The sequence below is a fragment of the Pseudomonas fjordensis genome (assembly GCF_976987115.1).
In genome coordinates this window covers 1825269-1846985 of record NZ_OZ336860.1, presented here as the reverse complement: position 1 = coordinate 1846985, position 21717 = coordinate 1825269, and the positions used below count along the sequence as shown (strand labels likewise).

At 53.7% G+C, this 21717-nt stretch carries 25 protein-coding genes and 1 pseudogene; 16 read left to right on the top strand and 10 right to left on the bottom strand.

Annotation, left to right across the window (positions count from 1 at the left end):
- Positions 1 to 292 precede the first annotated feature (292 nt).
- The 3 genes from ACWHXD_RS08530 (at position 293) to ACWHXD_RS08520 (ending at position 1910) form a co-directional block, all read left to right on the top strand.
- The gene (locus ACWHXD_RS08530; protein WP_023383673.1) at positions 293 to 700 is read left to right on the top strand and encodes a glyoxalase superfamily protein; all 408 of its coding nucleotides are present in this window, start codon (positions 293 to 295) and stop codon (positions 698 to 700) included.
- 78 nt (positions 701 to 778) lie between these two features.
- Positions 779 to 1570 carry a hypothetical protein gene (locus ACWHXD_RS08525; RefSeq protein ID WP_023383674.1) on the top strand — a complete coding sequence of 264 codons (792 nt, stop codon included), beginning with the start codon at positions 779 to 781 and terminating at the stop codon, positions 1568 to 1570.
- A gap of 130 nt (positions 1571 to 1700) precedes the next feature.
- Positions 1701 to 1910, top strand: a complete 210-nt coding sequence (locus ACWHXD_RS08520) for a hypothetical protein (RefSeq protein ID WP_023383675.1) — start codon at positions 1701 to 1703, stop codon at positions 1908 to 1910.
- A gap of 218 nt (positions 1911 to 2128) precedes the next feature.
- Here ACWHXD_RS08520 and ACWHXD_RS08515 read toward each other — a convergent pair.
- Positions 2129 to 2281: pseudogene (locus ACWHXD_RS08515) on the bottom strand (IS3 family transposase); the annotation flags it as partial.
- 100 nt (positions 2282 to 2381) lie between these two features.
- Here ACWHXD_RS08515 and tnpA (ACWHXD_RS08510) point away from each other — a divergent pair.
- The 3 genes from tnpA (ACWHXD_RS08510) to ACWHXD_RS08500 all read left to right on the top strand — a co-directional run bounded on the left by tnpA (ACWHXD_RS08510) (position 2382) and on the right by ACWHXD_RS08500 (position 4196).
- Positions 2382 to 2714 (top strand): IS66-like element accessory protein TnpA, encoded by a 333-nt coding sequence (gene tnpA, locus ACWHXD_RS08510; RefSeq protein WP_019818068.1) that lies wholly within the window; start codon positions 2382 to 2384, stop codon positions 2712 to 2714.
- Positions 2711 to 3028 (top strand): IS66 family insertion sequence element accessory protein TnpB, encoded by a 318-nt coding sequence (tnpB, locus tag ACWHXD_RS08505; protein ID WP_499083809.1) that lies wholly within the window; start codon positions 2711 to 2713, stop codon positions 3026 to 3028. The genes tnpA (ACWHXD_RS08510) and tnpB (ACWHXD_RS08505) overlap by 4 nt, the downstream gene beginning before the upstream one ends.
- An 82-nt stretch (positions 3029 to 3110) precedes the next feature.
- Positions 3111 to 4196, top strand: a complete 1086-nt coding sequence (locus ACWHXD_RS08500) for a hypothetical protein (RefSeq protein WP_020302085.1) — start codon at positions 3111 to 3113, stop codon at positions 4194 to 4196.
- 60 nt (positions 4197 to 4256) lie between these two features.
- Here ACWHXD_RS08500 and ACWHXD_RS08495 read toward each other — a convergent pair whose 3' ends face one another.
- From ACWHXD_RS08495 to ACWHXD_RS08485, 3 genes are all read right to left on the bottom strand, one after another.
- Positions 4257 to 5543, bottom strand: coding sequence for an OmpP1/FadL family transporter (locus tag ACWHXD_RS08495; protein WP_020302086.1), 1287 nt, complete (start codon positions 5541 to 5543; stop codon positions 4257 to 4259).
- A 912-nt stretch (positions 5544 to 6455) separates the two neighbouring features.
- On the bottom strand, positions 6456 to 7025 hold the full coding sequence (locus tag ACWHXD_RS08490) for a DNA methyltransferase (protein ID WP_073690481.1): 570 nt from the start codon (positions 7023 to 7025) through the stop codon (positions 6456 to 6458).
- On the bottom strand, positions 6940 to 7581 hold the full coding sequence (locus ACWHXD_RS08485) for a helix-turn-helix domain-containing protein (protein WP_052150904.1): 642 nt from the start codon (positions 7579 to 7581) through the stop codon (positions 6940 to 6942). The genes ACWHXD_RS08490 and ACWHXD_RS08485 overlap by 86 nt, the downstream gene beginning before the upstream one ends.
- A 120-nt stretch (positions 7582 to 7701) precedes the next feature.
- Between ACWHXD_RS08485 and tnpA (ACWHXD_RS08480) the strand changes: the two genes are divergently transcribed.
- The 4 genes from tnpA (ACWHXD_RS08480) (at position 7702) to ACWHXD_RS08465 (ending at position 10746) form a co-directional block, all read left to right on the top strand.
- Entirely contained in the window at positions 7702 to 8034 is a 333-nt protein-coding gene (tnpA, locus tag ACWHXD_RS08480) for an IS66-like element accessory protein TnpA (protein WP_019818068.1), read from the top strand.
- Complete coding sequence (gene tnpB / locus ACWHXD_RS08475) at positions 8031 to 8366, top strand: IS66 family insertion sequence element accessory protein TnpB (RefSeq protein WP_019719038.1); 336 nt, start codon at positions 8031 to 8033, stop codon at positions 8364 to 8366. Before tnpA (ACWHXD_RS08480) ends, tnpB (ACWHXD_RS08475) begins: the two co-directional genes overlap by 4 nt.
- An 81-nt stretch (positions 8367 to 8447) precedes the next feature.
- The gene (gene tnpC / locus ACWHXD_RS08470; protein WP_019818069.1) at positions 8448 to 10004 is read left to right on the top strand and encodes an IS66 family transposase; all 1557 of its coding nucleotides are present in this window, start codon (positions 8448 to 8450) and stop codon (positions 10002 to 10004) included.
- Positions 10005 to 10035: 31 nt separating this feature from the next.
- Positions 10036 to 10746, top strand: coding sequence for a CPBP family intramembrane glutamic endopeptidase (locus ACWHXD_RS08465; protein ID WP_499083804.1), 711 nt, complete (start codon positions 10036 to 10038; stop codon positions 10744 to 10746).
- A gap of 49 nt (positions 10747 to 10795) precedes the next feature.
- Here the strand turns inward: ACWHXD_RS08465 and arsH are convergent, their stop codons facing one another.
- The 5 genes from arsH to ACWHXD_RS08440 are packed head-to-tail and all read right to left on the bottom strand — an operon-like array spanning position 10796 to position 14111.
- Complete coding sequence (arsH, locus tag ACWHXD_RS08460; protein ID WP_110601906.1) at positions 10796 to 11509, bottom strand: arsenical resistance protein ArsH; 714 nt, start codon at positions 11507 to 11509, stop codon at positions 10796 to 10798.
- 29 nt (positions 11510 to 11538) lie between these two features.
- The gene (locus ACWHXD_RS08455) at positions 11539 to 12009 is read right to left on the bottom strand and encodes an arsenate reductase ArsC (RefSeq protein WP_099456559.1); all 471 of its coding nucleotides are present in this window, start codon (positions 12007 to 12009) and stop codon (positions 11539 to 11541) included.
- A 15-nt stretch (positions 12010 to 12024) separates the two neighbouring features.
- Complete coding sequence (locus ACWHXD_RS08450; RefSeq protein ID WP_110601904.1) at positions 12025 to 13308, bottom strand: arsenic transporter; 1284 nt, start codon at positions 13306 to 13308, stop codon at positions 12025 to 12027.
- Positions 13309 to 13335: 27 nt separating this feature from the next.
- Positions 13336 to 13692, bottom strand: a complete 357-nt coding sequence (locus ACWHXD_RS08445; RefSeq protein WP_110601901.1) for a metalloregulator ArsR/SmtB family transcription factor — start codon at positions 13690 to 13692, stop codon at positions 13336 to 13338.
- Positions 13689 to 14111, bottom strand: coding sequence for an arsenate reductase ArsC (locus ACWHXD_RS08440; RefSeq protein ID WP_110601899.1), 423 nt, complete (start codon positions 14109 to 14111; stop codon positions 13689 to 13691). Before ACWHXD_RS08440 ends, ACWHXD_RS08445 begins: the two co-directional genes overlap by 4 nt.
- Positions 14112 to 14328: 217 nt before the next feature.
- On the opposite strand from ACWHXD_RS08440, the gene ACWHXD_RS08435 reads away from it, so the two are divergent.
- Together ACWHXD_RS08435 and ACWHXD_RS08430 are read left to right on the top strand one after the other, a co-directional pair.
- Positions 14329 to 15276 carry a hypothetical protein gene (locus ACWHXD_RS08435; protein ID WP_047598135.1) on the top strand — a complete coding sequence of 316 codons (948 nt, stop codon included), beginning with the start codon at positions 14329 to 14331 and terminating at the stop codon, positions 15274 to 15276.
- Positions 15273 to 16145 carry a hypothetical protein gene (locus ACWHXD_RS08430; protein ID WP_110601895.1) on the top strand — a complete coding sequence of 291 codons (873 nt, stop codon included), beginning with the start codon at positions 15273 to 15275 and terminating at the stop codon, positions 16143 to 16145. Before ACWHXD_RS08435 ends, ACWHXD_RS08430 begins: the two co-directional genes overlap by 4 nt.
- Before the next feature lie 355 nt (positions 16146 to 16500).
- On the opposite strand, the gene ACWHXD_RS08425 is transcribed toward ACWHXD_RS08430, so the two are convergent.
- Complete coding sequence (locus tag ACWHXD_RS08425; protein WP_110601891.1) at positions 16501 to 16998, bottom strand: MarR family winged helix-turn-helix transcriptional regulator; 498 nt, start codon at positions 16996 to 16998, stop codon at positions 16501 to 16503.
- Positions 16999 to 17194: 196 nt separating this feature from the next.
- Between ACWHXD_RS08425 and arsQ the strand changes: the two genes are divergently transcribed.
- The 4 genes from arsQ to arsM all read left to right on the top strand — a co-directional run bounded on the left by arsQ (position 17195) and on the right by arsM (position 21706).
- Positions 17195 to 18400, top strand: coding sequence for an arsinothricin export permease ArsQ (gene arsQ / locus ACWHXD_RS08420; protein ID WP_499083800.1), 1206 nt, complete (start codon positions 17195 to 17197; stop codon positions 18398 to 18400).
- A gap of 72 nt (positions 18401 to 18472) precedes the next feature.
- Positions 18473 to 19747, top strand: a complete 1275-nt coding sequence (arsL, locus tag ACWHXD_RS08415) for an arsinothricin biosynthesis radical SAM protein ArsL (protein ID WP_499083799.1) — start codon at positions 18473 to 18475, stop codon at positions 19745 to 19747.
- A gap of 11 nt (positions 19748 to 19758) precedes the next feature.
- Complete coding sequence (locus tag ACWHXD_RS08410; RefSeq protein WP_499083798.1) at positions 19759 to 20640, top strand: DUF8838 domain-containing protein; 882 nt, start codon at positions 19759 to 19761, stop codon at positions 20638 to 20640.
- A gap of 16 nt (positions 20641 to 20656) precedes the next feature.
- Positions 20657 to 21706, top strand: a complete 1050-nt coding sequence (arsM, locus tag ACWHXD_RS08405) for an arsinothricin biosynthesis methyltransferase ArsM (RefSeq protein WP_499083797.1) — start codon at positions 20657 to 20659, stop codon at positions 21704 to 21706.
- The last annotated feature ends 11 nt before the right edge of the window (positions 21707 to 21717 follow it).

The following is a 21717-nucleotide window of genomic DNA, read 5'->3' as shown; positions in this document are numbered from 1 at the left end:
TGCGCACTGTCAACAGTTGCACACCGATCGCATAATGATTCAGCAGGGGTGCTTGGCGACGATGCTGCCGCGACTGCGAGTGCTGTGGAGCTGGAGGGCTATGGCTAGGTTTCCTGAGTGTTGTGCTTGATTGTCGCGGTGGTCTGCAATAGCCTTTGGGGCAGGGCTATTTGCTGCCTGCCCCCTCCGCCTCAATGGCATGGTGAGCAAGGTTTAACTCGAATGGTGATTCTCACCGGCAGGTCCAACGGAGGGACGACGCGCACCGCGGCCGGAACAGCGAGAAACCATCATGTCTACGATTGAAACTTTCAAAATGCAGGCCAAGCGGCTGTGCGGTCACCTCTCCCGCCAGAACATGCCTATCACGCATAGCCAAAGCCTGGAGGCTGTAACGGCCATGCATGGCCATCGCGATTGGAACACTGCGCTAGCTGCGATGAGTCGGGCACCTGTGATTTCAACACCCTTGCTGCTGGAAGTGACCCGAGACAGTTCGCCCGAGTATCTGAATACCTCTTTACAAGCGCTATTGCGCCTGGCACCGGTTGCAATCCGCTTTCAAATGGCGCCGGACCTCCGCGTCGAATTGGCGCGCGAGGCACACATTATGGTCGATCAGGTCGAGCGGGCAGGTATCACTGCGCTTCGAAGTAGCGGAGCAGTAGGTGCTGTTGATGATAACAGCATAGGCAAATAAGTTTGGTTGTAGAAAAAGGGCGTTATTTAAACGCCCTTGAAGGACTCTGAGAATCGTAATCCAAACAGGAAGCGCGGAATGCAACGTTTTGAGCAGCAGCTAGACGCCCTCAATATGCGTGAGGTGTGGGAGCGATTGCCGATAAGCCTTCGCTCGATTCCAAAACTGATACATGACTCAACCGGCATCGAGCTTGAAGTAATGCATAAAGCTGACTGCCTTGATCCACTGGTTAACATCGATATGGCAACAGCGGCGTTTGAAATCGATGGTCATCAGCAGAGAGTTATGCTTTGGTGTGACCCATTGACCGCTACGGAATCCGTTATCGGGCATGAACTTCTTCACCTTCGACGTGACATCTGCGAAGGCCAGATAAAACTCATGCCCACTAGATTCTGTGATCCCGCAATGTCCAATATGGCCTATCAGCTGGAAAATGAGATGGAGCACATCTTCATTATCCCGGAAGAGATCAGCCTTTTTTCTGATGCAGAGGATCGTTGGGCAAAAGATTACGCGGATGTGATCAACCGAATTATGAATCGTGAGAAGCCAGACAAGACTGAAATGGTTTTGGCGTGGATGCAAATCAGAAATTCTCTGCCAAACCACACTGACCTGGCGAAGAAATTCGGCCCTCACATCTATGCCCAAGGAGAAATGTGGGCGCAAGAGAGCCAAAGTTTTAATGACGTGGCAAAAGAAGCGAAGGACCAAAATAATAAAAGAAGGCTCCTCAGCTGGATGATGGAGGCCATTCACACATGGCATCCTGATCATAGAGATACTGTGGGATACGGAAGCTGGCAGATAACGGGTGCCGGCCTGAACTTTGAGCCGATGGGTGTTGGCTTATTACCCGACTAGACGCGTAAGCTTAAGACCCACGGATTTTGTCTGCCCGAGCTGGGGCGTACAAGAAAATCTAAGATTAATGAGGACAGTAAGCTTTGTCAGTGACTACACTGGGCCATCATCTACGCGAGGAGCAGCACCGATGGCGATTGAAGACGTAACAGAGCTGACGCAAGTGAATGGCCAGACCCAAGCTCAACGACTGCTGGATGAAGGGTGGTGTATCTTGGCAGTGTGCGTGATCCAGGATGGCAGCAGCCAATATGCCGAGTATCACTTGGGACGTGCCAAACCATTGGATACGGCAGTGGGCCCTGGTGTGCTGATCGGTAAGACGCAGCTCAAGGGCTGATCTGCTACGGTTGCAAAATGACTACACGAAGCCCCGGCCTGGTCGGGGCTTATCCATTTTAAGCTCCGAACAGACCAACCGATCAGGGAGTCAAATTGGACTGTGACCAGCCTGCTAGAAGGGAGTGTTGCCTTGTCCAATTCACAGCCCCGTCAGTTTCGAGGCTCAGAAAGTCTCGCGGCCGAACAGCGCTCTCGCGATGAATCGCCCCTGGTTTTCTAGACACTCTCCAAGCTCAGGAAATAGCGTTTCTCATACTCTACTGGAGACAGCTGCATAGCACTGCTGTGTCGGCGTTTAGGGTTATAGAACATCTCGATGTAATCGAAAATATCACTTCGGGCTTCTTCACGGGTTGTGTAGATCTTTCGTAACCGGCCAGCAAACACACCTTTCTGACCCCACCGCCAAAGGCGATGGTGTCCACCTATTTAAGTGGACACCACTTCTAGCCTTTTAAGAGGGTCTTTCATGCAGCCACAACGCCGTTCCTATTCCAGGTCGTTCAAGGCCCAAGTCATTCAAGAGTGCGCCCAACCTGGGGCCTCGATTGCCAACGTTGCGCTGAGCCACAGCCTCAACGCGAACCTCGTCCACAAGTGGATTCGGCTGCAAACGCAGAAAAGCATGGCGCTGCATCCCGCTTTTGTTTCACTGCCCATGCCACTCGCCAGCACTGAGTCGCAATCGGCATCATCGACTATCAGCGTTGAGATCCAGCATCCGCGCGGCACCGTTAAAGTGAACTGGCCAACTGAAAGTGCTGCTGCCTGTGCAACCTTTCTTCGAGACCTGTTGCGATGATTCGTATCGACGCCATCTGGCTCGCCACTGAGCCCATGGACATGCGCGCCGGCACTGACACAGCGCTGGCGCGGGTGGTGGCCGTGTTCGGTGCGGCGCAGCCGCACTGTGCTTATCTGTTTGCCAACCGCCGCGCCAATCGCATGAAAGTGCTGGTGCACGATGGGTTGGGCATCTGGCTGGCGGCGCGCCGACTGCATCAAGGCAAATTTTTCTGGCCGGGATCTCGGCACGGCTCGCAGATGGAATTGGGTGCCGAACAACTGCATGCCCTGGTGCTGGGTTTAGCCTTGGAAAAGAATCGGTGCTGGTAGCTCAATCACGATGTTTTAGGCCATGGCCTTGGGGCCAATCTGTTAGTCGCCGCTGAGAGTCTGCTCTGGCACAATCAGCGGCATGATTTCTTCGACCAACCTCGACCAGGTGCCCCCAGAACAGTTTCGCGCCATGGCCGAACGGGGCATGCAGTTGCTGTTCCTAGTCGATGCCACCGGCAAGAAGAACCACCGTCTGAAACGAGTGTTGAATCGCGACGCTTTTCCGAAAGAATTGACTAATAAGAAACGATTTATGAGCGAACGAGCCCAACGCAAGTCAAATAGCCACAAACTGAATGAGATCCCCGAAGCTGTGATCCTGCAACTCGGCAAGCGCTCGGATCGCGATCTTTCGGTTGAATGTGGTATTTCGGCTTACTTCTTGAAGCAGAAGCGGCTTGCCTTGGGTATCGACCAGTTCAAACGTGGTGTATACCCGGAAGAAATGGTTCAGCTGCTGGGGAAGGTTACTGACCGGGAGGTCGGTGAGCAGTTTGGGTACCATATCGCAACCGTCTGTGCACTTCGAAAAAAAATGGGCATAGCCTCCACGGTTAAGCCTGCAACCACACCAACTCAAACGCCCAACGCAAAAAAACGCGAGATAGTAAAATTGCCGCAGGAGCTGGTCAGTCAGCTGGGGGTGCGATCTGATCAGGACCTATCCACTGAGTTCGGTTTCACCCTGCACTACCTGAAGAAAGAGCGCAAAGCCCGGGGCATTTCGAGTGTAAATGTGCCTAAGTACCCCGAAGAAATGTTGTCCTTGCTTGGGAAGGTAGCCGATCGTGATTTGGTGGCCAGGTTTGGCTACTCATCAACCACACTTTCAATACTTCGAAAGAAGTTGGGGATCAAGCGGCACCATAAGGTCTGGACGGCCGAACGCATTGCGTTACTGGGCAAAATTAAAGACTCAGAGGTCGCGGCCTTGCTCGGCGGCGCATTTACAAAAGGATCGGTCGGTCAATGTCGTCGCTCCCTGGGAATACCTATTTGCCGAGGACCAAGAAATGGCGCCCCAACTGCCCTTTTCCTCTCGCTCAGTCGGGGCTTAACCAGCGGGAAGATGGAAGCATTGCCAAGCGCACAACCAGGTGAGACCGGACAATTGACTCAATTTCCGCTAGTCCCTGGTTCAGAAGCCAATTCGTTTCAAGCCTAAGCCAAAGGATTAAAAAAAGCCCCAGCACATGGCTGGGGCTTTTGTTAGACCAACTAACGCTTAGAAGCGATAGGTCAGGCCGAGGCCGAGGCCGTGTGCGCTGTTTTCATACTTGGCGTTGTAGGTGGTGTTTACACCTGGGGCAAGAGGCTTCGAGCTGCTGACTTTAACGTCTTCCTCCATCAGGTAGGAGTATGCCATGTCGACAGTGATGTCTTCGGTTGGGCTCCAGCCAGCACCAAGGCTGAACACGGTGCGGTCGCCGGTCGGGATCCGTGGCGAACGATCTTCGTTGTTGGTAGGCGACTGGTCGACCGAGAGGCCGGTACGCAGAGTCCATTCTTTGTTGACCTTGTAGCTAGCACCGATGGCGTGGGCCCAAGTGTCGTGCCAGTTCTGTGGCTCACTGATAGTGCCAATTGCGCCAGAGCTGCCGCCCAACTGCGCAGGTACGCCACTATTGTTGACTGTGATGTCCTCCAGGCGGCTCCAGCGGGTCCAGGTGCTGCCGACGTAAAGGGTCACGTCGTCGGTCAGCTCGTGGGTAACCGAGAAATCCACGGACTCAGGGGTCTTGATTTTCAGTGAGGCATCAAACTTGGTGCCACTGAAAACGCTGAACGGAGCACCAGTGATCCTTGTTTTGCCGTCGAGCTTGTAATCAACCATCGAGTGGTAGGTTAGACCTAGACGCGTGCTGTCAGTGGCCTGGATCATGACGCCGATGTTGTAGCCAACGGCAGTGTCGTCCCCGCTGATTTTCACTTCGCCGTCGTTCGTACCAGCAAAGTTGCTGCGGACATCAGACTTCAATGTGCCGTCAATACGGTTGATGGTCGGACCGAAACCGATCGAAATCTTGTCATTGAAGGCGTAGCTGACGGTCGGCTGCAGAGTCACAACCGAAACTTTGCTGTAGCTACCGAAGTAACGGCCGGCAAATCCGTTTTCATAATCGGTGGCCAGGCCGAACGGTGCGTAAATACCAAATCCGACCGCCCATTGATCATCAATTGGCTTGACGTAATAGCCCATCGGTACGCCAACGGTGGGAACCATGTCGCCATCGAAGCTGCCGCCTGGGGAATTGCTGCCGTCTCTGCTGATATCTGACTTGGCGAGAATGGCAGCCGCGCCTACGGTCACTTGTTCCCGCTTAAGGCGTGCCATACCGGCTGGGTTACCAAATACAGTGCTGGCGTCATCGGCAGAAGAAGAGCGGCCGGCAAAACCAGTGCCCATCCCGCTGATGCTTTGTTCGTTAAGAGCGAATCCAGCGGCGAAGAGTTGAGTGGATGCCACGGCCACAGCGAAACCGATGGTGTTCTTGAGAAGCACTTTTTTCATTATTATTAATCCTTGGTGGTCAGCGCCGACGAAATTACCAATAAAATGCTCGCAACGCCATAGCCTGTATTGCCTGTATTGCCTGTATTGCAGGAGATAGAGCGGTTTTGTAGGACAATCCAACACAACTTAGTGAACCCTCCGGATATATTATCGGAAGTGTTAACAGGTGATGTATGCGATAGGGAATCACGGGACTGTCCAGCTAGTGTCGGGTAATTATGATCTGAGTAGCCATTGTGCTTGGCACGATACATCGCCTTATCTCGGGGGCGCAGAAGATTCTTTTGTGCCAAGGGCGGCACCAACGAGGGAGTCGTTAGCGGATTTGTACTGAGTGCTCAGCGTGACCCGTCTCGGTCAGTCAGAGATGACTGGACTTTATCGGTGGGTTGAAGCAGTAACCGCCCGACGTGCCATCCATTAGCATTGGCTCGGAGTGAATCTGGGCACGCGATAACTCCGCCCACTGATCGGCATTTTGGCCTAGGTTTGTGAGACAGCCAGGGGCATCGTCGGCATGTCCGTACAGTGCTGCCGGTATGGTCCCCGCCATCATTCCGGTGCTGATTGTTGCGGCAAATCCAAGCGCCAAGAGCGTTGCAATCCCCAAACCAGTAGCGATTGTTTTTTTCGTAACCATGGTGGTGGCCTCGTGAAATCTTTCCCCTCGAGGCTACCCATTCGGCCTGGTGGTAGCGGCCCTATCTGAGACATGTCAGGGGCATCGGTCACCAATTATGAGGCACCTCGTTCGTGCCGGTGTGGCCTAAAAGTCCAGCAGTTGCAGAAAACTGTGCGATTGACGGCGTGTCCCTCGCAATGTCAGGAATAGGCAATCCTGCCTATGCAAGGCATTAGGCAAGGTTGCCTACTTATCCAGTTTCGGACCCGTGACCAATGGCTGTGCTTCTACGCGTCGGATGTCCTGAATGCTTCCTCTAATGCCGGATTGATCCAGAAGCCTTGGAATGAACGGAAGAGCTCGGCGGCTCCACGCACGTACTGCAATGCACTCTCGACGCAGATCCAGCGACGTTGATTCTCTTCAGCTGCTCGACCGGTCATGGCCCGGCCTGAAAAAATATCAGCGACCAAATCGCCGGGCTCTGTCAGGAATTTGATAAAAAAATCAGGTACAGCAAATGGCCAGCCGGCGCCGTGCTGAGTCAGACCCAGGCTGGTTAGCGCTTTTCTGTGTTCCCGTCCGCGGGCACAGGAGTGGCCAATCTGGAGCGTGTTCTTTGGGATGGCGCCGTTGGTGATTCCGCCAAAGCTTCCCGGGCGGACCCGATAAGCGCGATCACCATAACTTGTGCTTCGATGCTCACCACCTTGACTCAAAAGCTTGGCATGGCGCTCAGTGTGAGGCCTTAGCACCCTTCGATTATCTGCCTTACACAAAATGGGATCGCGGGCAAACCACAGGCATGGTTCCCACGAAACATTGAGTTGTTGGCGCGTCCGACTTGACCACTGCATTGGACCTGGTGCCTTCGACAAATTTATCCATGGGAACCCTGTCCATGAGCGTCAGTCCCAATCGGTCCTCGAGGGCAATAATCGTGCGTTCCAAATACGTGGATCTGCCTGGTGATTTTTCGAGGAATGAATCATTGGTCATGTTCAATACGAGGCTTCCAGTTGCCGAAATTTTCGGCACGATGGGTTCAAGGACCTGGCAGATAAAGTCGACAAATTCACTCGCCGTGGGGTTGCCATACGCTCGAGAAATTCTCAGGGGGAATGGGGGGGACGTCAGGACGAGTTCAATCGGCTCATAGAGCCCGGCCAAAGCGTCTGGAGACGTTCCCCACAAGGCCAGTCCGAGGTTGGTGCTGAACCCAAGCAGGGTGACGCCGGGCGAGGGCGTGTTCAGGCCCTTTTTAGCCTTTTCGGTAAGCTGCCATACCCCTCTGGCACCTTCGACCCGCTCAAGCACTCCAAGTGCTTTGAGCGACTGCTGTTGCCAGCGGATCGACCGCCGAGTTGTGGAGTGCAAATCGCCGGCGGCGCCGATCGGGCTCCGAGCGTTCATCACATTGTCAGGAATCTCGGTAACCGGCCAGCAAACACACCTTTCTGACCCCACCGCCAAAGGCGATGGTGTCCACCTATTTAAGTGGACACCACTTCTAGCCTTTTAAGAGGGTCTTTCATGCAGCCACAACGCCGTTCCTATTCCAGGTCGTTCAAGGCCCAAGTCATTCAAGAGTGCGCCCAACCTGGGGCCTCGATTGCCAACGTTGCGCTGAGCCACAGCCTCAACGCGAACCTCGTCCACAAGTGGATTCGGCTGCAAACGCAGAAAAGCATGGCGCTGCATCCCGCTTTTGTTTCACTGCCCATGCCACTCGCCAGCACTGAGTCGCAATCGGCATCATCGACTATCAGCGTTGAGATCCAGCATCCGCGCGGCACCGTTAAAGTGAACTGGCCAACTGAAAGTGCTGCTGCCTGTGCAACCTTTCTTCGAGACCTGTTGCGATGATTCGTATCGACGCCATCTGGCTCGCCACTGAGCCCATGGACATGCGCGCCGGCACTGACACAGCGCTGGCGCGGGTGGTGGCCGTGTTCGGTGCGGCGCAGCCGCACTGTGCTTATCTGTTTGCCAACCGCCGCGCCAATCGCATGAAAGTGCTGGTGCACGATGGGTTGGGCATCTGGCTGGCGGCGCGCCGACTGCATCAAGGCAAATTTTTCTGGCCGGGATCTCGGCACGGCTCGCAGATGGAATTGGGTGCCGAACAACTGCATGCCCTGGTGCTGGGTTTACCTTGGCAAAGAGTTGGGCAAAACAGTGCGATTACCCTGATGTAATCACTGCCATGGCCAGCGTCGCCGTGCAATTGTCCGATGAGCCTATCGTCAGTGTTGGCCTGTTCTGACAAAATCGGCGGCATGACTTTGCTTCCTGATTTCGACCAATTAAACCCTGAACAACTGCGCGCTATCGCCGCGCAGCTGATGCAGCGTGTCGAGACTCTCGATCAAAAAGTCGAGTCCATGGACAAGCAGATCCATCACTACAAAACGGTCAACGACAAGCTGACCCACGAGATCGCACAGCTCAAGCGTTTCAAGTTTGCCAAGCGCAGCGAGCAGCTAAATCCGTATCAAACCAGCCTGCTCGATGACGTGATCGATGCCGATATCGCGGCCATCGAAGCCGAGCTTGAGACGTTGCAACCCGCTCCAGCCCCGACCGTGGCTCGGCAAAAACCTAAACGCACCGCCTTGCCGCCCGAGTTTCCACGCACGCCCATCCATCACGAACCGGACAACACTCACTGCCAATGCGGCTGCGCCCTCAAGCGTATCGGCGAGGATGTCAGCGAGAAACTCGACTACACGCCCGGCGTGTTCACGGTTGAACAACACATCCGTGGCAAGTGGGTCTGTGAGGACTGCGAGACCCTGATCCAGGCACCTGTTCCTGCGCAGGTCATCGATAAAGGCATCCCCACAGCAGGTTTGCTGGCTCAAGTGATGATCGCCAAATACGGTGATCATTTGCCACTGTACCGTCAGGAAAAGATCTTTGGCCGGGCCGGCCTCGCCATCCCGCGCTCGACCTTGGCGCAGTGGGTCGGCACTTGCGGTGTGCAACTGCAACCACTGGTTGATGCTCTGCGCGAAGTGGTGCTTGGACACAACGTGGTGCACGCCGATGAAACGCCGGTACAGGTGCTCATGCCTGGCTCGAAGAAAACCCATCGGGCCTACGTCTGGGCCTATGCAACCACCGCGTCTGCCGATATCCGCGCAGTGGTGTACGACTTCAGCCCCAGCCGCTCGGGCGAACATGCACGCAACTTCCTGCAAGACTGGAAGGGCAAGCTGGTCTGCGATGATTTTGGTGGTTACAAAGCCAGTTTTGCACTCGGTGTCACTGAAATCGGCTGCATGGCCCATGCGCGGCGTAAGTTCTTCGACCTGCACGCCACGAACAAAAGCACGCTCGCCGAGCAAGCTCTGCGCTATATCCAGTTGCTGTACGAAATCGAAAGTGAAATCCGCGATTTGGAGCCCGATGTACGGCGACGAATACGACAAGAAAAAGCCGTCCCCGTGATGAACATGCTGCACACTTGGATGATCGCCCAGCGCGAGCTGGTACACGAGGGTGTGGCCATCGCCAAGGCCCTGGATTACAGCCTGAAACGCTGGACGGCGTTGTCACGTTATCTGGATGACGGCGCGGTGCCTATTGATAACAACCACATCGAGCAGCAAATCCGGCCATGGGCGCTCGGACGCAAGAACTGGCTCTTTGCAGGGTCGTTACGCAGCGGACAACGCGCGGCTGCGCTGATGAGTTTGATCCAATCGGCCAAGCTTAACGGGCATGATCCGTATGCTTATCTCAAGGATGTGCTGATGCGGCTGCCGACGCAGCGCGCCAGTGAGATCGCCGAGTTGTTGCCGCATAACTGGCTGCCGTTACGCAACCTGTAATGCCCGTTCGCTTACATTTCAAGGAGGCGGTATGAAGATCGAGAACATTCCAGTAGGTAACGCTTCAAGGCTTGAACCGTACAAATGGTTATCTCGCTGGGGCATGGCAGTCTTGGCCGTATTTCTTTTCTACAAACTACAGACCGCCACCGTTGAGTTTGTGGGGCAAGAAAACTGGAATTCCTTATGGCTGGTAGGAGCACATGGAATCACGGGGGCAGCCTTACTATTGCTGGCGGTCGTTCAGTTTCACAACTCGGGTGGTACCAAAGCGCTCATCGGACACAATATAGGATCGACGCTTCGCATCGGCATTCCTTTGATCGCATTTGGGTATGTGGTGACGACCATTCTAGAAGTGGCCTTGGGGTTCGGCCGAGAACCATTCATGGAAAAGCTACTGTCAGAGCTCTCGACAGCGCAAATCGTTCTGTTCTTAGCAATGCTGCTGGTGTTTCCGCCGCTGAGTGAGGAGCTGTTGTATCGGCATTTTCACATTCGCCTATTCCCAAGCAGGAGTAGGTCGTGGCAATGGGCCGCCGTCATTGTTACGGCAGCACTTTTCGCGTTGCTACACGGGCAATACAAGAACTGGACGTCTTTTCTTCTCTTGGGATGCTTGGGAGTAATTTTCGGTGTGGCTCGTATTGCCAGTGGGGGCCTCCTCGCACCGGTATTGCTGCACAGTTTCGCTGAAGTCGCCGGCATGACTTCAGATTTGATCCTCGCCAATTTGGAGTGAAATCGTAATTTGACTGAGGCGGAATCCCCGGTGAGACATGATGAGATCCTTAGATGGAGCGCTGATTCACACGTTTCGACAGCTCTTCAGCCGACTCTTTGCGTTCCGAGTAACGGTCTACCAAGTAGTCCTGACGGTCACGCAATAGCAGGGTGAACTTCATCAGCTCCTCCATCACGTCGACCAGGCGATCGTAGTAGGACGAAGGCTTCATACGCCCATCCTCGTCGAATTCGGTAAACGCTTTGGGCACTGAGGACTGATTGGGGATTGTCACCATGCGCATCCAGCGACCCAGAACTCGCAACTGATTCACAACGTTGAAAGACTGAGAGCCGCCGCAAACCTGCATGACTGCCAAGGTTTTACCTTGGGTCGGACGTACCGCGCCCATCGCCAATGGCACCCAGTCGATCTGAGCTTTAAAAACGGCGCTCATCGATCCATGACGCTCCGGAGAACACCACACCTGCCCTTCCGACCACTGCATTAGCTCGCGGAGTTCCGCGACTTTCGGATGGGTATCCGGAGCATCATCAGGCAGTGGTAAACCTGATGGGTTGAAGATTCGTGTTTCCGCACCGAAGTGCTCCAACAACCGCGAGGCTTCTTGGGTTACCAATCGGCTGAACGAACGTTCGCGGGTCGACCCGTAAATCAGAAGGATGCGCGGTTTATGCGTGGACGGCTCACGAGGACTGAGTAGCTCCATGCTTGGGACGTCGATGAGATCTGCTTCGATGTTTGGAAAATGGTCTTTCATAGTGACTCCTGGCTCCAGCCACACACGGCCTACAACGTGCCGATGCGGGCTAGCTCAGTTTTAAGGTCTTCAGTGCTCAACGTAGCGATGGGCAACGAAATGAAGGCGTTTACCCGCTCCTGGATTTTGCTCAGGGTTTGCTGGAATGCCGCCTCGATTTGCGCTTCAGATCCCGTAGCTTCGGAAGGATCTGCCAGCCCCCAATGAGCCTTGAGCGCCGGGCCGAAGAAGATCGGGCAGGCTTCGCCGGCAGCCCGATCGCAGACCGTGATCACGATGTCTGGTGGTGACCCTTCAAAGGCATCGGATGCTTTACTGCTAAGGCCGTCAGTAGGGATACCTGCTGCTTTGAGCGTTTGAATCGCTCGCGTGTTTACGCGGCCACTTGGGAAGCTTCCGGAACTGACGGCTTCCATTCCTTCAGGAGCAAGATGATTGAACACCGCTTCGGACAAAATGCTCCGGCAGCTGTTGTGGGTGCACATGAATAGGACTTTCATCGTGATCTCCTGGAATCAAAAGCTGAGGCGCAAAGCCAAGGCGCTCAGGGTGGCAATGAGGATTGGAAGCGTGAGAACCACACCGGTCTTGAAGTAGTAACCCCAACTGATGGTGATGTCCTTTTTAGCCAGCACGTGTAGCCAGAGCAGTGTGGCTAGGCTGCCGATTGGAGTGATTTTCGGACCAAGATCGCAGCCAATGATGTTCGCGTAGACCATGGCTTGATGAACTACGCCAGTAGCTTCCGTTGCATGGATCGAGAGCGCTCCGATGAGCACTGTTGGCATGTTGTTCATGATCGAAGAAAGCACGGCGGTCAGGAGTCCTGTACCCAGCGATGCCCCCCAAATGCCATATCCAGCAAAAACGTTAAGCAACTGAGCAATGTGGTCAGTCAGTCCGGCGTTCTTCAAGCCATACACCACTAGGTACATGCCCAACGAGAAGATCACGACTTGCCACGGGGCACCCTTGAGCACCTTACTGGTGTTGATGGCGTGACCTTTGGCGGCGATGACGTAGAGCACCAATGCGCAGGCGGCGGCGATGGCACTGATGGGTATACCAAGTGGCTCGACAACGAAAAAGCCGACCAGCAACGCGAGCAACACCCACCATCCAGCCACGAACGTTGCGCGATCTCGAATCGCATCCTCAGGGGCATGGAGCTGTGCCAGGTCGTAAGTCTTGGGCAAGTCTTTCCGGAAGAACCACAGGAGCATTCCCAGAGTTGCAGCGATGCTGACTAGGTTGACCGGCACCATGATTGCCGCGTACTCGCTGAAGCCGATGTTGAAGTAATCGGCAGAGACGATATTCACCAGGTTGGAAACCACCAACGGCAAACTCGCTGTATCAGCAATGAATCCTGCGGCCATCACAAATGCCAAAGTTGCTGCGGGTGAAAAGCGCAGGGCCAGCAACATGGCGATCACGATAGGAGTAAGGATCAGCGCCGCACCGTCATTTGCGAACAGGGCCGACACAGCTGCTCCCAACAAGATGATGAAGGCAAACAACTTGCGGCTGCTGCCACCTCCCCAGCGAGCGACATGCAGGGCTGCCCACTCGAAGAAACCAGCTTCGTCGAGCAGAAGGCTGATGATGATCACAGCGATAAACGTCGCCGTAGCATTCCACACGATATTCCATACCACCGGGATGTCGCCGAGACTGACCACCCCGCTCAACAACGCAAGCACCGCACCCAATGAGGCACTCCAGCCAACACCCAGCCCTTTGGGCTGCCAGATGACCAGAACGATGGTGACGATGAAAATAAGTAGAGCGATTAGCATGCGAGCGGCTCGTTTCGGAAGGTTGGATCAGCCGCACACGGTCTGATTGACTGGACGATCATTCATTTCACAGAGCCGCTTGGTTTCTGTGTCCAACCACTGCTGGTTGGCATCAACGACACCCTTAAGCATTTCGGTGACCCAGGTTGGCAGTTCGGGATGGAGTCGGTAGTAAACCCATTGGCCTTGGCGCCGATCCGCCAGTAACCCGGAGGATCTCAGCAGCGCGAGATGTCGAGATATTTTTGGTTGGCTCTGCTCAAGAGCGGCGGTCAGTTCGCATACACAGAGTTCTCCCTCGCGGGCGATGAGTAGCGTTATTTTGGTTCGAGTGTCATCTGCCAGGCTTTTGAACAAAACGGTAGGAGTGATGGGCTCGTTCATGAGGCCTCCAGGTGTTTGGTTTTCACTAATACAAATAATTTGATGCGTTCGTGGATATCGTGAAGGGCGTGTTTGAAGGCGTCCGGGTGAGAGCTGCTCACTGGATCCTCAAAGTCCCAGGCAAGCACTTCACCTGCCTTGGGCATCGCCAGACATTCCCGCGCAGACTTGTCGCAGAGGGTAATTACGTAGTCGAAACGCTCGTCACGAAACTCTTCGACGGACTTGCTGCGTAGCCCTTTTGCATCAACGCCGACGTGTTCCAGTGCTGCAACGGTCCGTGAATCAACCTCAGTTGGTTCGGTACCAGCGCTGAACGCTTGAAAACGCGCGTCGCTGTTTCTCAGCAATGCTTCAGCCAGCTGAGATCGAGCGGAGTTAGCAACGCAGATAAAAAGCACTGTGATGGGGGCGCTCATGACCACACCTCACGCATATGGGAAATCAAATATACGATAATTCGAATATACGGTAAAGCGAATGTGTTTAGGAGAGCCTGCCTGATCCTTTCCGCGAGGTTAGGCCAGAACTGCTGATTAGTGATTTGTAAGCGTCTGGCGAACTCACATTCCGAAGTGTGCGCCTCCCCGTTGACGCTGATACGATGGCACTTTCGAATCGTCGGCAGGGAAGCGCATGTTCGATCTACTCAAACTGCTCACAGACAACAGCCCTTCGCTCAACAGCGACATGCAGGCGTGGTTCAAGCAGTACCCGCCAGACGCCCCATGGAACATCTATTCCGACTACTGTGTAGGCAACACAGAGAAGGCCAATGACAGCTTTTCATTTGTCATTACTCTAAAGCACGAGACTGACAAGAATTTTTCAGAGTACATCGCGAACGTTGCGCCAAAAGACCTGAAGAAGACACGCCAGGCCTCGGAAGGTCTGATTTCCTACCTCAACTGCCCTGTGGCCTTCAGCGTCTCGTTCATCGTTGAGCGAGATTCGAAGCTCCTTCGTGATTTCATTACTGATGACAACATCCATGGATTCTGTGTAGGACTTCGTGAGCTGATTGGCGAATGGTCAGACGACCCAGGCGTCGATAGACCGTATTGGCAACGTATTGACAAAGCGCTTGGGGAATTCGCGGACGAAGTGAAGCGTAAGAAATTCAATGCGAAGCTGGCGAGGCAGGTATTGCTGACCTCTACGTTCGCAGCGTTTCTCTTCTTGACGCTTAACAAGCTAAAGGAGCCGGCATTTCTCAGATGGGTGACTGATAGAGATGCTACCTTTGAAAAGTACAATGAGGTGGCTTTTGACATCGCTTTCATGCTGTTTCTTATCGTTCGTCATCAGTCTGGAAATGTAAAAGATCCCAATAAGCCTCAATTTATATTCGCCTACCCATTCATGGATGGGAAAACTGACTATGCAGAGCATGTACGCCTTCCTGACTATCTTGCAGGACTGTGCGCTGACATAAAATTGCCCTCCATGGAGTTCACACACACCAAATTCGAGAAGATCTTTGGTACTGCCATAATCAACTCGACGAACAATGTCGTTCTCCAGATCCTGGGGAATCCAGAAAAAATTACTGCAAGGCGCCTCACATTTAGGGAAGAATCATGAGCGTAAACTTCAACGAAAAGCTCGTAGAACTTAGTTATCACGTACTCTATGAGAAACACTTCGCCAAACTTTATAAGAAACGGCAATATGAAATTTTCTCTCCAGGTAAGGAAGAGGTTCACGTAGGTTTTGACCTTGGATTTGCGGCGCCTGACCCTACGCGCAAATTTAGAAAGGGGGAGTTTTTTGAATGGATAAAGAAGCGCTTGATAGATACCAGCACTAACGACAGCGCATTTATTTTTGCATATTTCTATCAGTACAAACTAATAGCACCTGTCAACTTAAAAAGAGTGAAAGATGCCACTGTCAGAACTGGTCTTACCAATGCGGGCTACGATCCAAATGGCAGGCCTTATAGGGCAAAGCTTGACACGGTAAGGAAGATGTACGCGAAGGGCACTCGCCAACATCCTTTCAGCCAGCATGAAGCTCTATGTCGCTTGTCGCGAGTTAAAGACGCGGAAGTTTTTTACTGCACCCCAAAGTTTGATGAGCAAATGGGCATACCCAAGGAAAATAAGCGCTCCCTAAATGATTTAACCAGAACGCCGGTTACGATTAATACGCCTGATTTTGCTCGAACGACTCCCCATCATCTATTTTTCAAAGACGTTAATGGCAATAAGCCGATGTGGTGCTCCGAACCAGTACCGGCAGAGTCGAGTGAGGAGATCCGCATCCCAAACCTTCTTACCCCCGAGCAACTTGTTAAGTTTATAAAAACGAATTACCTGCTCAATGAGGGGAGTGACAAAGTCGATTACAACGAAACGAGAATCACAGAAGAAGACCTAAGTAGAACCACCTTCCTAAAATACCTAGATGCGTTACCGAAGTGCGGAAAAATCGCAATTGTCTTTGACTAATGTCGCACCAGCTTCGCTGAAATAGGCCAGCGGATTAGATTCGTGCATCTGCCCATGCTTGCACTAACCTCCGGCCTATTTTCCGCTAGCAGCAGGTGACCGGCTTTCAGGCTTCAACAATTGTTGATCTCTACAAGAGATGCGCAGAACACATGTTGCTCCACAATCATTTCAAGCCTCCTGAAATAAGTCTTGACTGACTCTATAATCACATAGACTTCCTCACGAGTGTTCGCGATTCTTGCGGTCGCACGCCCGTTTTCTTCCCGTACACAGAAGATCGGTGATTAGGCTCTGAAACGTTTTAGATGGAGAGTCAGTGAAAACGTCAGAGAGAGGAGCACAGCCTACTAATTCAGCAGCATTTGCTTGGCAGATATTCGTCACGGCTAAGGTCTTTCAGGCCGCAGCGTTGTTCGGTGGCTTTGGCGAAGCGGCGTAGCATTTCGATCGCGCCATCACGTGCTTCTTTCGATAAGTCGCAGGCTAGATTACGAGCTTCTCCCACCAAGTCCGACCGAATGCTTTCGTAGATGGCCATGCCTTCGGGGGTCACGGTGATTGCCAGTGCGCGGCCGTCACTTGCGTCCGGTACACGTTGAACTAGGCCCTGTTTGGAAAGCGAATCGACCAGCCGGCTGGCATTACTTTTGTCGAGAAAAAGCTCGCTGGCCAACGATTGAACGCGAACAGGTCCTGCCTTAATCACATGCTCAAGTGCGTAGCATTGAGTGACAGATAAGCCCTCGCAGCAGCTGCGATCTCTGTCACGAAACTGGTACACGCGAACCAAATGACTCAGCGCTTCATAGAGCTGTTCGGCATCCTGGTCGATCTGATCATTCGTTGGCATGGCACTCGGCTCGCAATTCCGGGGAAACGCTAATACCACCTTAGCAGTCGTAGCGACACATTTTTTTGGGCATAAGGGCCAGCGAAATTGTTCCAAGATATTAGTTGCGGCTCGCAACGTATTTTGCGATTGTGAATTGGAGATGAGGCTTGTTGGTCTCTGAGAGGCGGTTCTGGAAACGCTTGGAGGTACATGGATGTTGGTAGAAGCGCTTAGGACGAAAACAGGCTCCCGGTTACGGAACCTATGGAGCAGCTTTTCCATTCCTCTCCCTGTGGCAATGCTGCTGACTGCAATTCTGATCCCCATTCTTGCCGGGGCTAGCAGCGGTGACGTGTTCCAATCGCTGAGCAAAGGATTCGGAAACAACCTCGGCTATTTCGCCATCGTCATCCTGAGCGCGTTTTTCATTGCTGGCTGGATCTCGACGCAGGGAAGCGCTTCCTTCGGAAAGTTCGGTGTATCACTGTCACCTTTGCTCGGTGCCGGCATGGTCTGTCCCGATACCGCCTACGCCTCTCTTGCTCCCATCGCAGGACAGCACAGAAAGTACATCGCGATCGGATGCTACTCGGGGTTCAAGCTTCTGATGCCCGCAGGCCCGCTGATCATTGGAATCGGGTTGGGGGCCAATACTCATGATCCGAAATTTCTGTATTTAGGGCTGCTGCTTACGGTCGTTACCTGGGTGGCCGGGACGATCTGGACTTACTGGACGACACGCTCAGACTTTTCATCCCCAAGTGATTTTACTGACTCAGCCGCGCCTCAGGATTCGGTTATCAGAGTCATTCTCCCTCTGGCTGTATTTTTCGTGCTCCTGATCACCGGCTACGTCATTCCCAAAAATCAGCACTCCGTAATCGAGTTCTTCACTACTCCCGCCGGTGCGCTGATCGCCACATCGCTGTTGATCGCAGTTAGCTGCAAACCTGGTGAGGTTCAAGATCTGCTGTCCAAAGCGATGCGTAGAACCAGCTCACTATTGTTTACGATCGGCTGTGCGTCTGCGTTGGGCCAAGCCCTCGGTATGGTGCTTCCGAAAGATCTGATTCAGCAGGCATTCAGCGCGTCGGGCAGCACCGCGCATATTTTGGTCGTGGTGTTCCTGCTGGCAGCGGTATTCAAAACACTGAATGGTTCTTCGCTTGCGACCTTTGCTGCCATCCCACCTGTTCTCTCGCCAATCTTGGCGTCGAGCGGAGTGGATTTGATGAGCGTCACGTTCGCCGTATGCCTGGGATCCTTCGTCGCCATTCTCCCTAACGACAGCTATTACTGGTTGGTCAAAACCGACGCCTTTCCCGAATACAGCACCGGCAGGTACATGCGCCTAGTGACCGCCGGCTCAGTTCTACAAGCATTGATAGGCTTGGCAGTCCTTCTGCTGATCTCGCTTTAACTTCGAATTCCCACAAAACCATCAGTGACTCCAGTCACCGAATCGTCGTGCCTGAGCTCAAGGAGAAAGAGAATGAAGTACCTGGTCGCCAGTACATTCGAAGGGGGGTATCAACCGCTCAACGCGATATCTGCAACCACAGCACTACTCGATGCAGATATCGACGCGCAGCTGATCGATATCTACGTTGAGGGGCTTTCCCTAGAGAGATTCAGCGACGCAGATTTGGTCTTCATCTGCGTACCGCTTTTTGACTCTCTGACTGCGGGAACGCAGCTGGCCAAGCAGCTTAAAGAAGCGAAGCCCTCCCAGAAAATTTGCTTCTTCGGTCAATACGCGACCATCAATGCAAAAAGCCTGGCCTCCAAATACGGTGACTATGCGATCGCCGGCGAGTGGGAAAAACCCATTGTCAGCTTGGCTAAACACCTGAGTGGCGAACAGGGACAAGATCTGCGCGGAGTGATCGATCGGACTCGCGGCCTTTCCAGCGCGATTGTTGTGCCTCAGTTGATCCGTGACGGGTTCCGCCTGCCGCGCAGGGACTTGGCACCGCCTCTACACAAATATCCCCAACCTCAGCTGGAGAAGTTGCTCGGCGAAAAGAAAGTTGTGGGTGGGGTGGAAGGGTCGCGTGGATGTCACCACAAGTGTTCCTACTGTTCGGTGTATGCGGCCTATGACGGCAAGGTGCTTTTGGTCTCCGACGATCTCGTTGAGCGCGACGTGGCGAATCTCGTCGCACAGGGAATGACTCACCTCACCTTTACGGATGCTGATTTTTTCAATGCCAAGAAGCACGGTTTGAAAATCATCCGGACTCTGCATTCGCAGTTCCCCGACCTCACGTACGACTTCACCACACGCGTGGATCATATTCTGGAGAATAAAGACGCCATCAAGGAAATGGGGCAACTCGGGCTTGCTTTCATCACCACCGCGTTGGAGTTCCCCAAGCAGGAGGTTCTCGACCAGGTCTTCAAGGAAATGAATGTGCCCATGATCGAGGAGGCGTTGGCGTTCCTGAAGGAGGCCGGCGTCAAGGTTAATCCGACCTTCATCACGTTCAACCCTTGGGTGAGCCTTGAGGACATGGCCGAGCTGCACGATTTCATTGCTCGCAACGAGCTGGAGAACATCGTCGACCCCATCCAGTTTGAGACTCGGCTGCATCTCTATAAAGGCTCACCGTTGCTCAACAATGACACGGTGAAGGAGTTGCAGTTGGAGGAGCACGAATTTCACTTCGACTGGCAGCATTCGGACTCTCGCCTGGACAAGCTCTTCATGGACTCGGTCACACCGCCAGAAGAAGGTGTGTTCAAACGTTGCTGCCTGAAATGCTAAGGAGATAACAGATGTCCTCACTTACTTTGTTGCAGACGGCTCTCAGGCTGGCCAACCAAACTGATGGTCTCCAGGTGCCGGGCCATATTGCTTGGCGTGCTCATAACGAGGCGTTGAACAGGTCGCTGAAGGATGGCAAAGACACTCTTTTCATCTGCTCCGCGAGCCGCAATGACGAACTCACGGCCCAGTATGGGCAGGCTGATGGCGTAGCGTTCAGTTCGAGTGCGAATGGAGCCAATCCCGCTGCGGCTGTGTTCGCGAACATTTACTGGGAAGGGTTCAATGCTGAGCCCGAGTTTGGCCGTATCGCGCAGTCGCTCTATGAGCGACTGCAACGTCATGGTCGCTTGGTATTCCCGGCGATTCTTTCTGACGAGGAAGTCGTATCGCTCCGGGCCTTCACTGTTGAGGGGTTGGAGTGCAATAACGCGCTCACGGAGCCCGCTGTTGCCGAGCAACTCTGCGAGGCGGGTTTCCATGGCATCACCTATGAGCTCGCATCAGAGGTGCCTGTCTCCATTCAGGACGGCATTGAGTTCCGCCTGTTCACCGTGAGCGCATACAAGGGTAAAGCCGGCGTGTGCCTCGACCAGGGACATGCCGTTATCTACAAAGGCCCCTGGAAACATACCGTCGACGACGACGGCCATACCTACCAGCGCGGCATCCGTACAGCGGTGTGCGAGAAGACCTTCAATCTGCTGATGTCCGCGCCTTACCAAGGCCAATTCATCCCAGTGCGTTGCTATGTCGAGCCAGCCTTGGACAAGAGCGGCTTCTTCGACTGCAACACGCCTTCAGTCCGAGATCCCAAGGTCACAAAAGGGCTTGTACCTATCGCAGGCTCTGCCGAGGAATCGTGCTGCGCTGATGGTACTTCGTGCTGCTAATCCGGAGATGTGAGCAATGACTTCTGCAATTGAAAACACAATCATCGCCGACTACACCGAGGCGTTGAGCAACGGCAACGTTGTCCTTGAATCGCAGCTGACTGAGAGCTGCTGCAGCGACGCTTATGGTGGCCAGTACCTGAAGAACATTCCAAAGCGGATCATCGAGGCCAATTTCGGGTGCGGTAACCCGACCAAGTATGTGCGTGAGGGTGATGTCGTCCTGGACTTAGGGTCAGGGGCTGGTCTGAATTGCTACGTCGCGGCCCAAATCGCTGGCAGTAAGGGCGCTATCTTTGGTATCGACATCAACCCAAGCATGTTGCAGATCGCTCGTGAAGAAGCGAATGCGTTTCAGAAGGCAACAGATAGCGCACCTTTGCGTTTCTACAAGGCCTCCGCGAGCAACTTGAAAATCGATCAGGAGCTGGCCGAGGAACGCCTGCGTACGGAGCCTTGTGCTGATTGGGCATCGTGGAAAAACTTCGAGCAGTTCATCAGCAATAGCTCTCAGTCCAAGCCTCTTATCGACAGCCAGTCTGTCGATCTGGTGATCTCGAACTGCGTGATCAATCTGGTTGGTGAAACCGAAAAGCAGAATGTTTTCGCCGAAATTTATCGGGTACTGAAACCAGGTGGCCGTTTTGCAATTTCTGACAACGTCTCAGATATCGCCATTCCTGACGAATTGAAACGAGACACCAAGCTGTGGTCGGCCTGCTACTCAGGCGTGCTTCAGGAGCAGGAGTTTTACAAGCAGCTTCAGGAAGCCGGTCTCACGGGAATAAAGATTGAGGCCCGGAACGACGCCTCAACCAAGCGAATTGGCTCTGTCCGGTTCTACTCCGTCACTGTCACTGGTACCAAGCCTGAAGTTCAGACTGGGAAGTCCGTGACGGTGATCTACCGAGGGCCTGGGCTTGAACTAACTGGCGATAGCGGCAGGGTTTACAAGCGTGGTGTACCCACGGATTTGGCCTCACAGGATGCCTACCTTTCCACAGACAATGCGCTGTATGTCGTGGAGGGAAGTCAGCCCGTTAAGCCCAAGTCCTGCTGCTCGTAACAGCGTCTGCG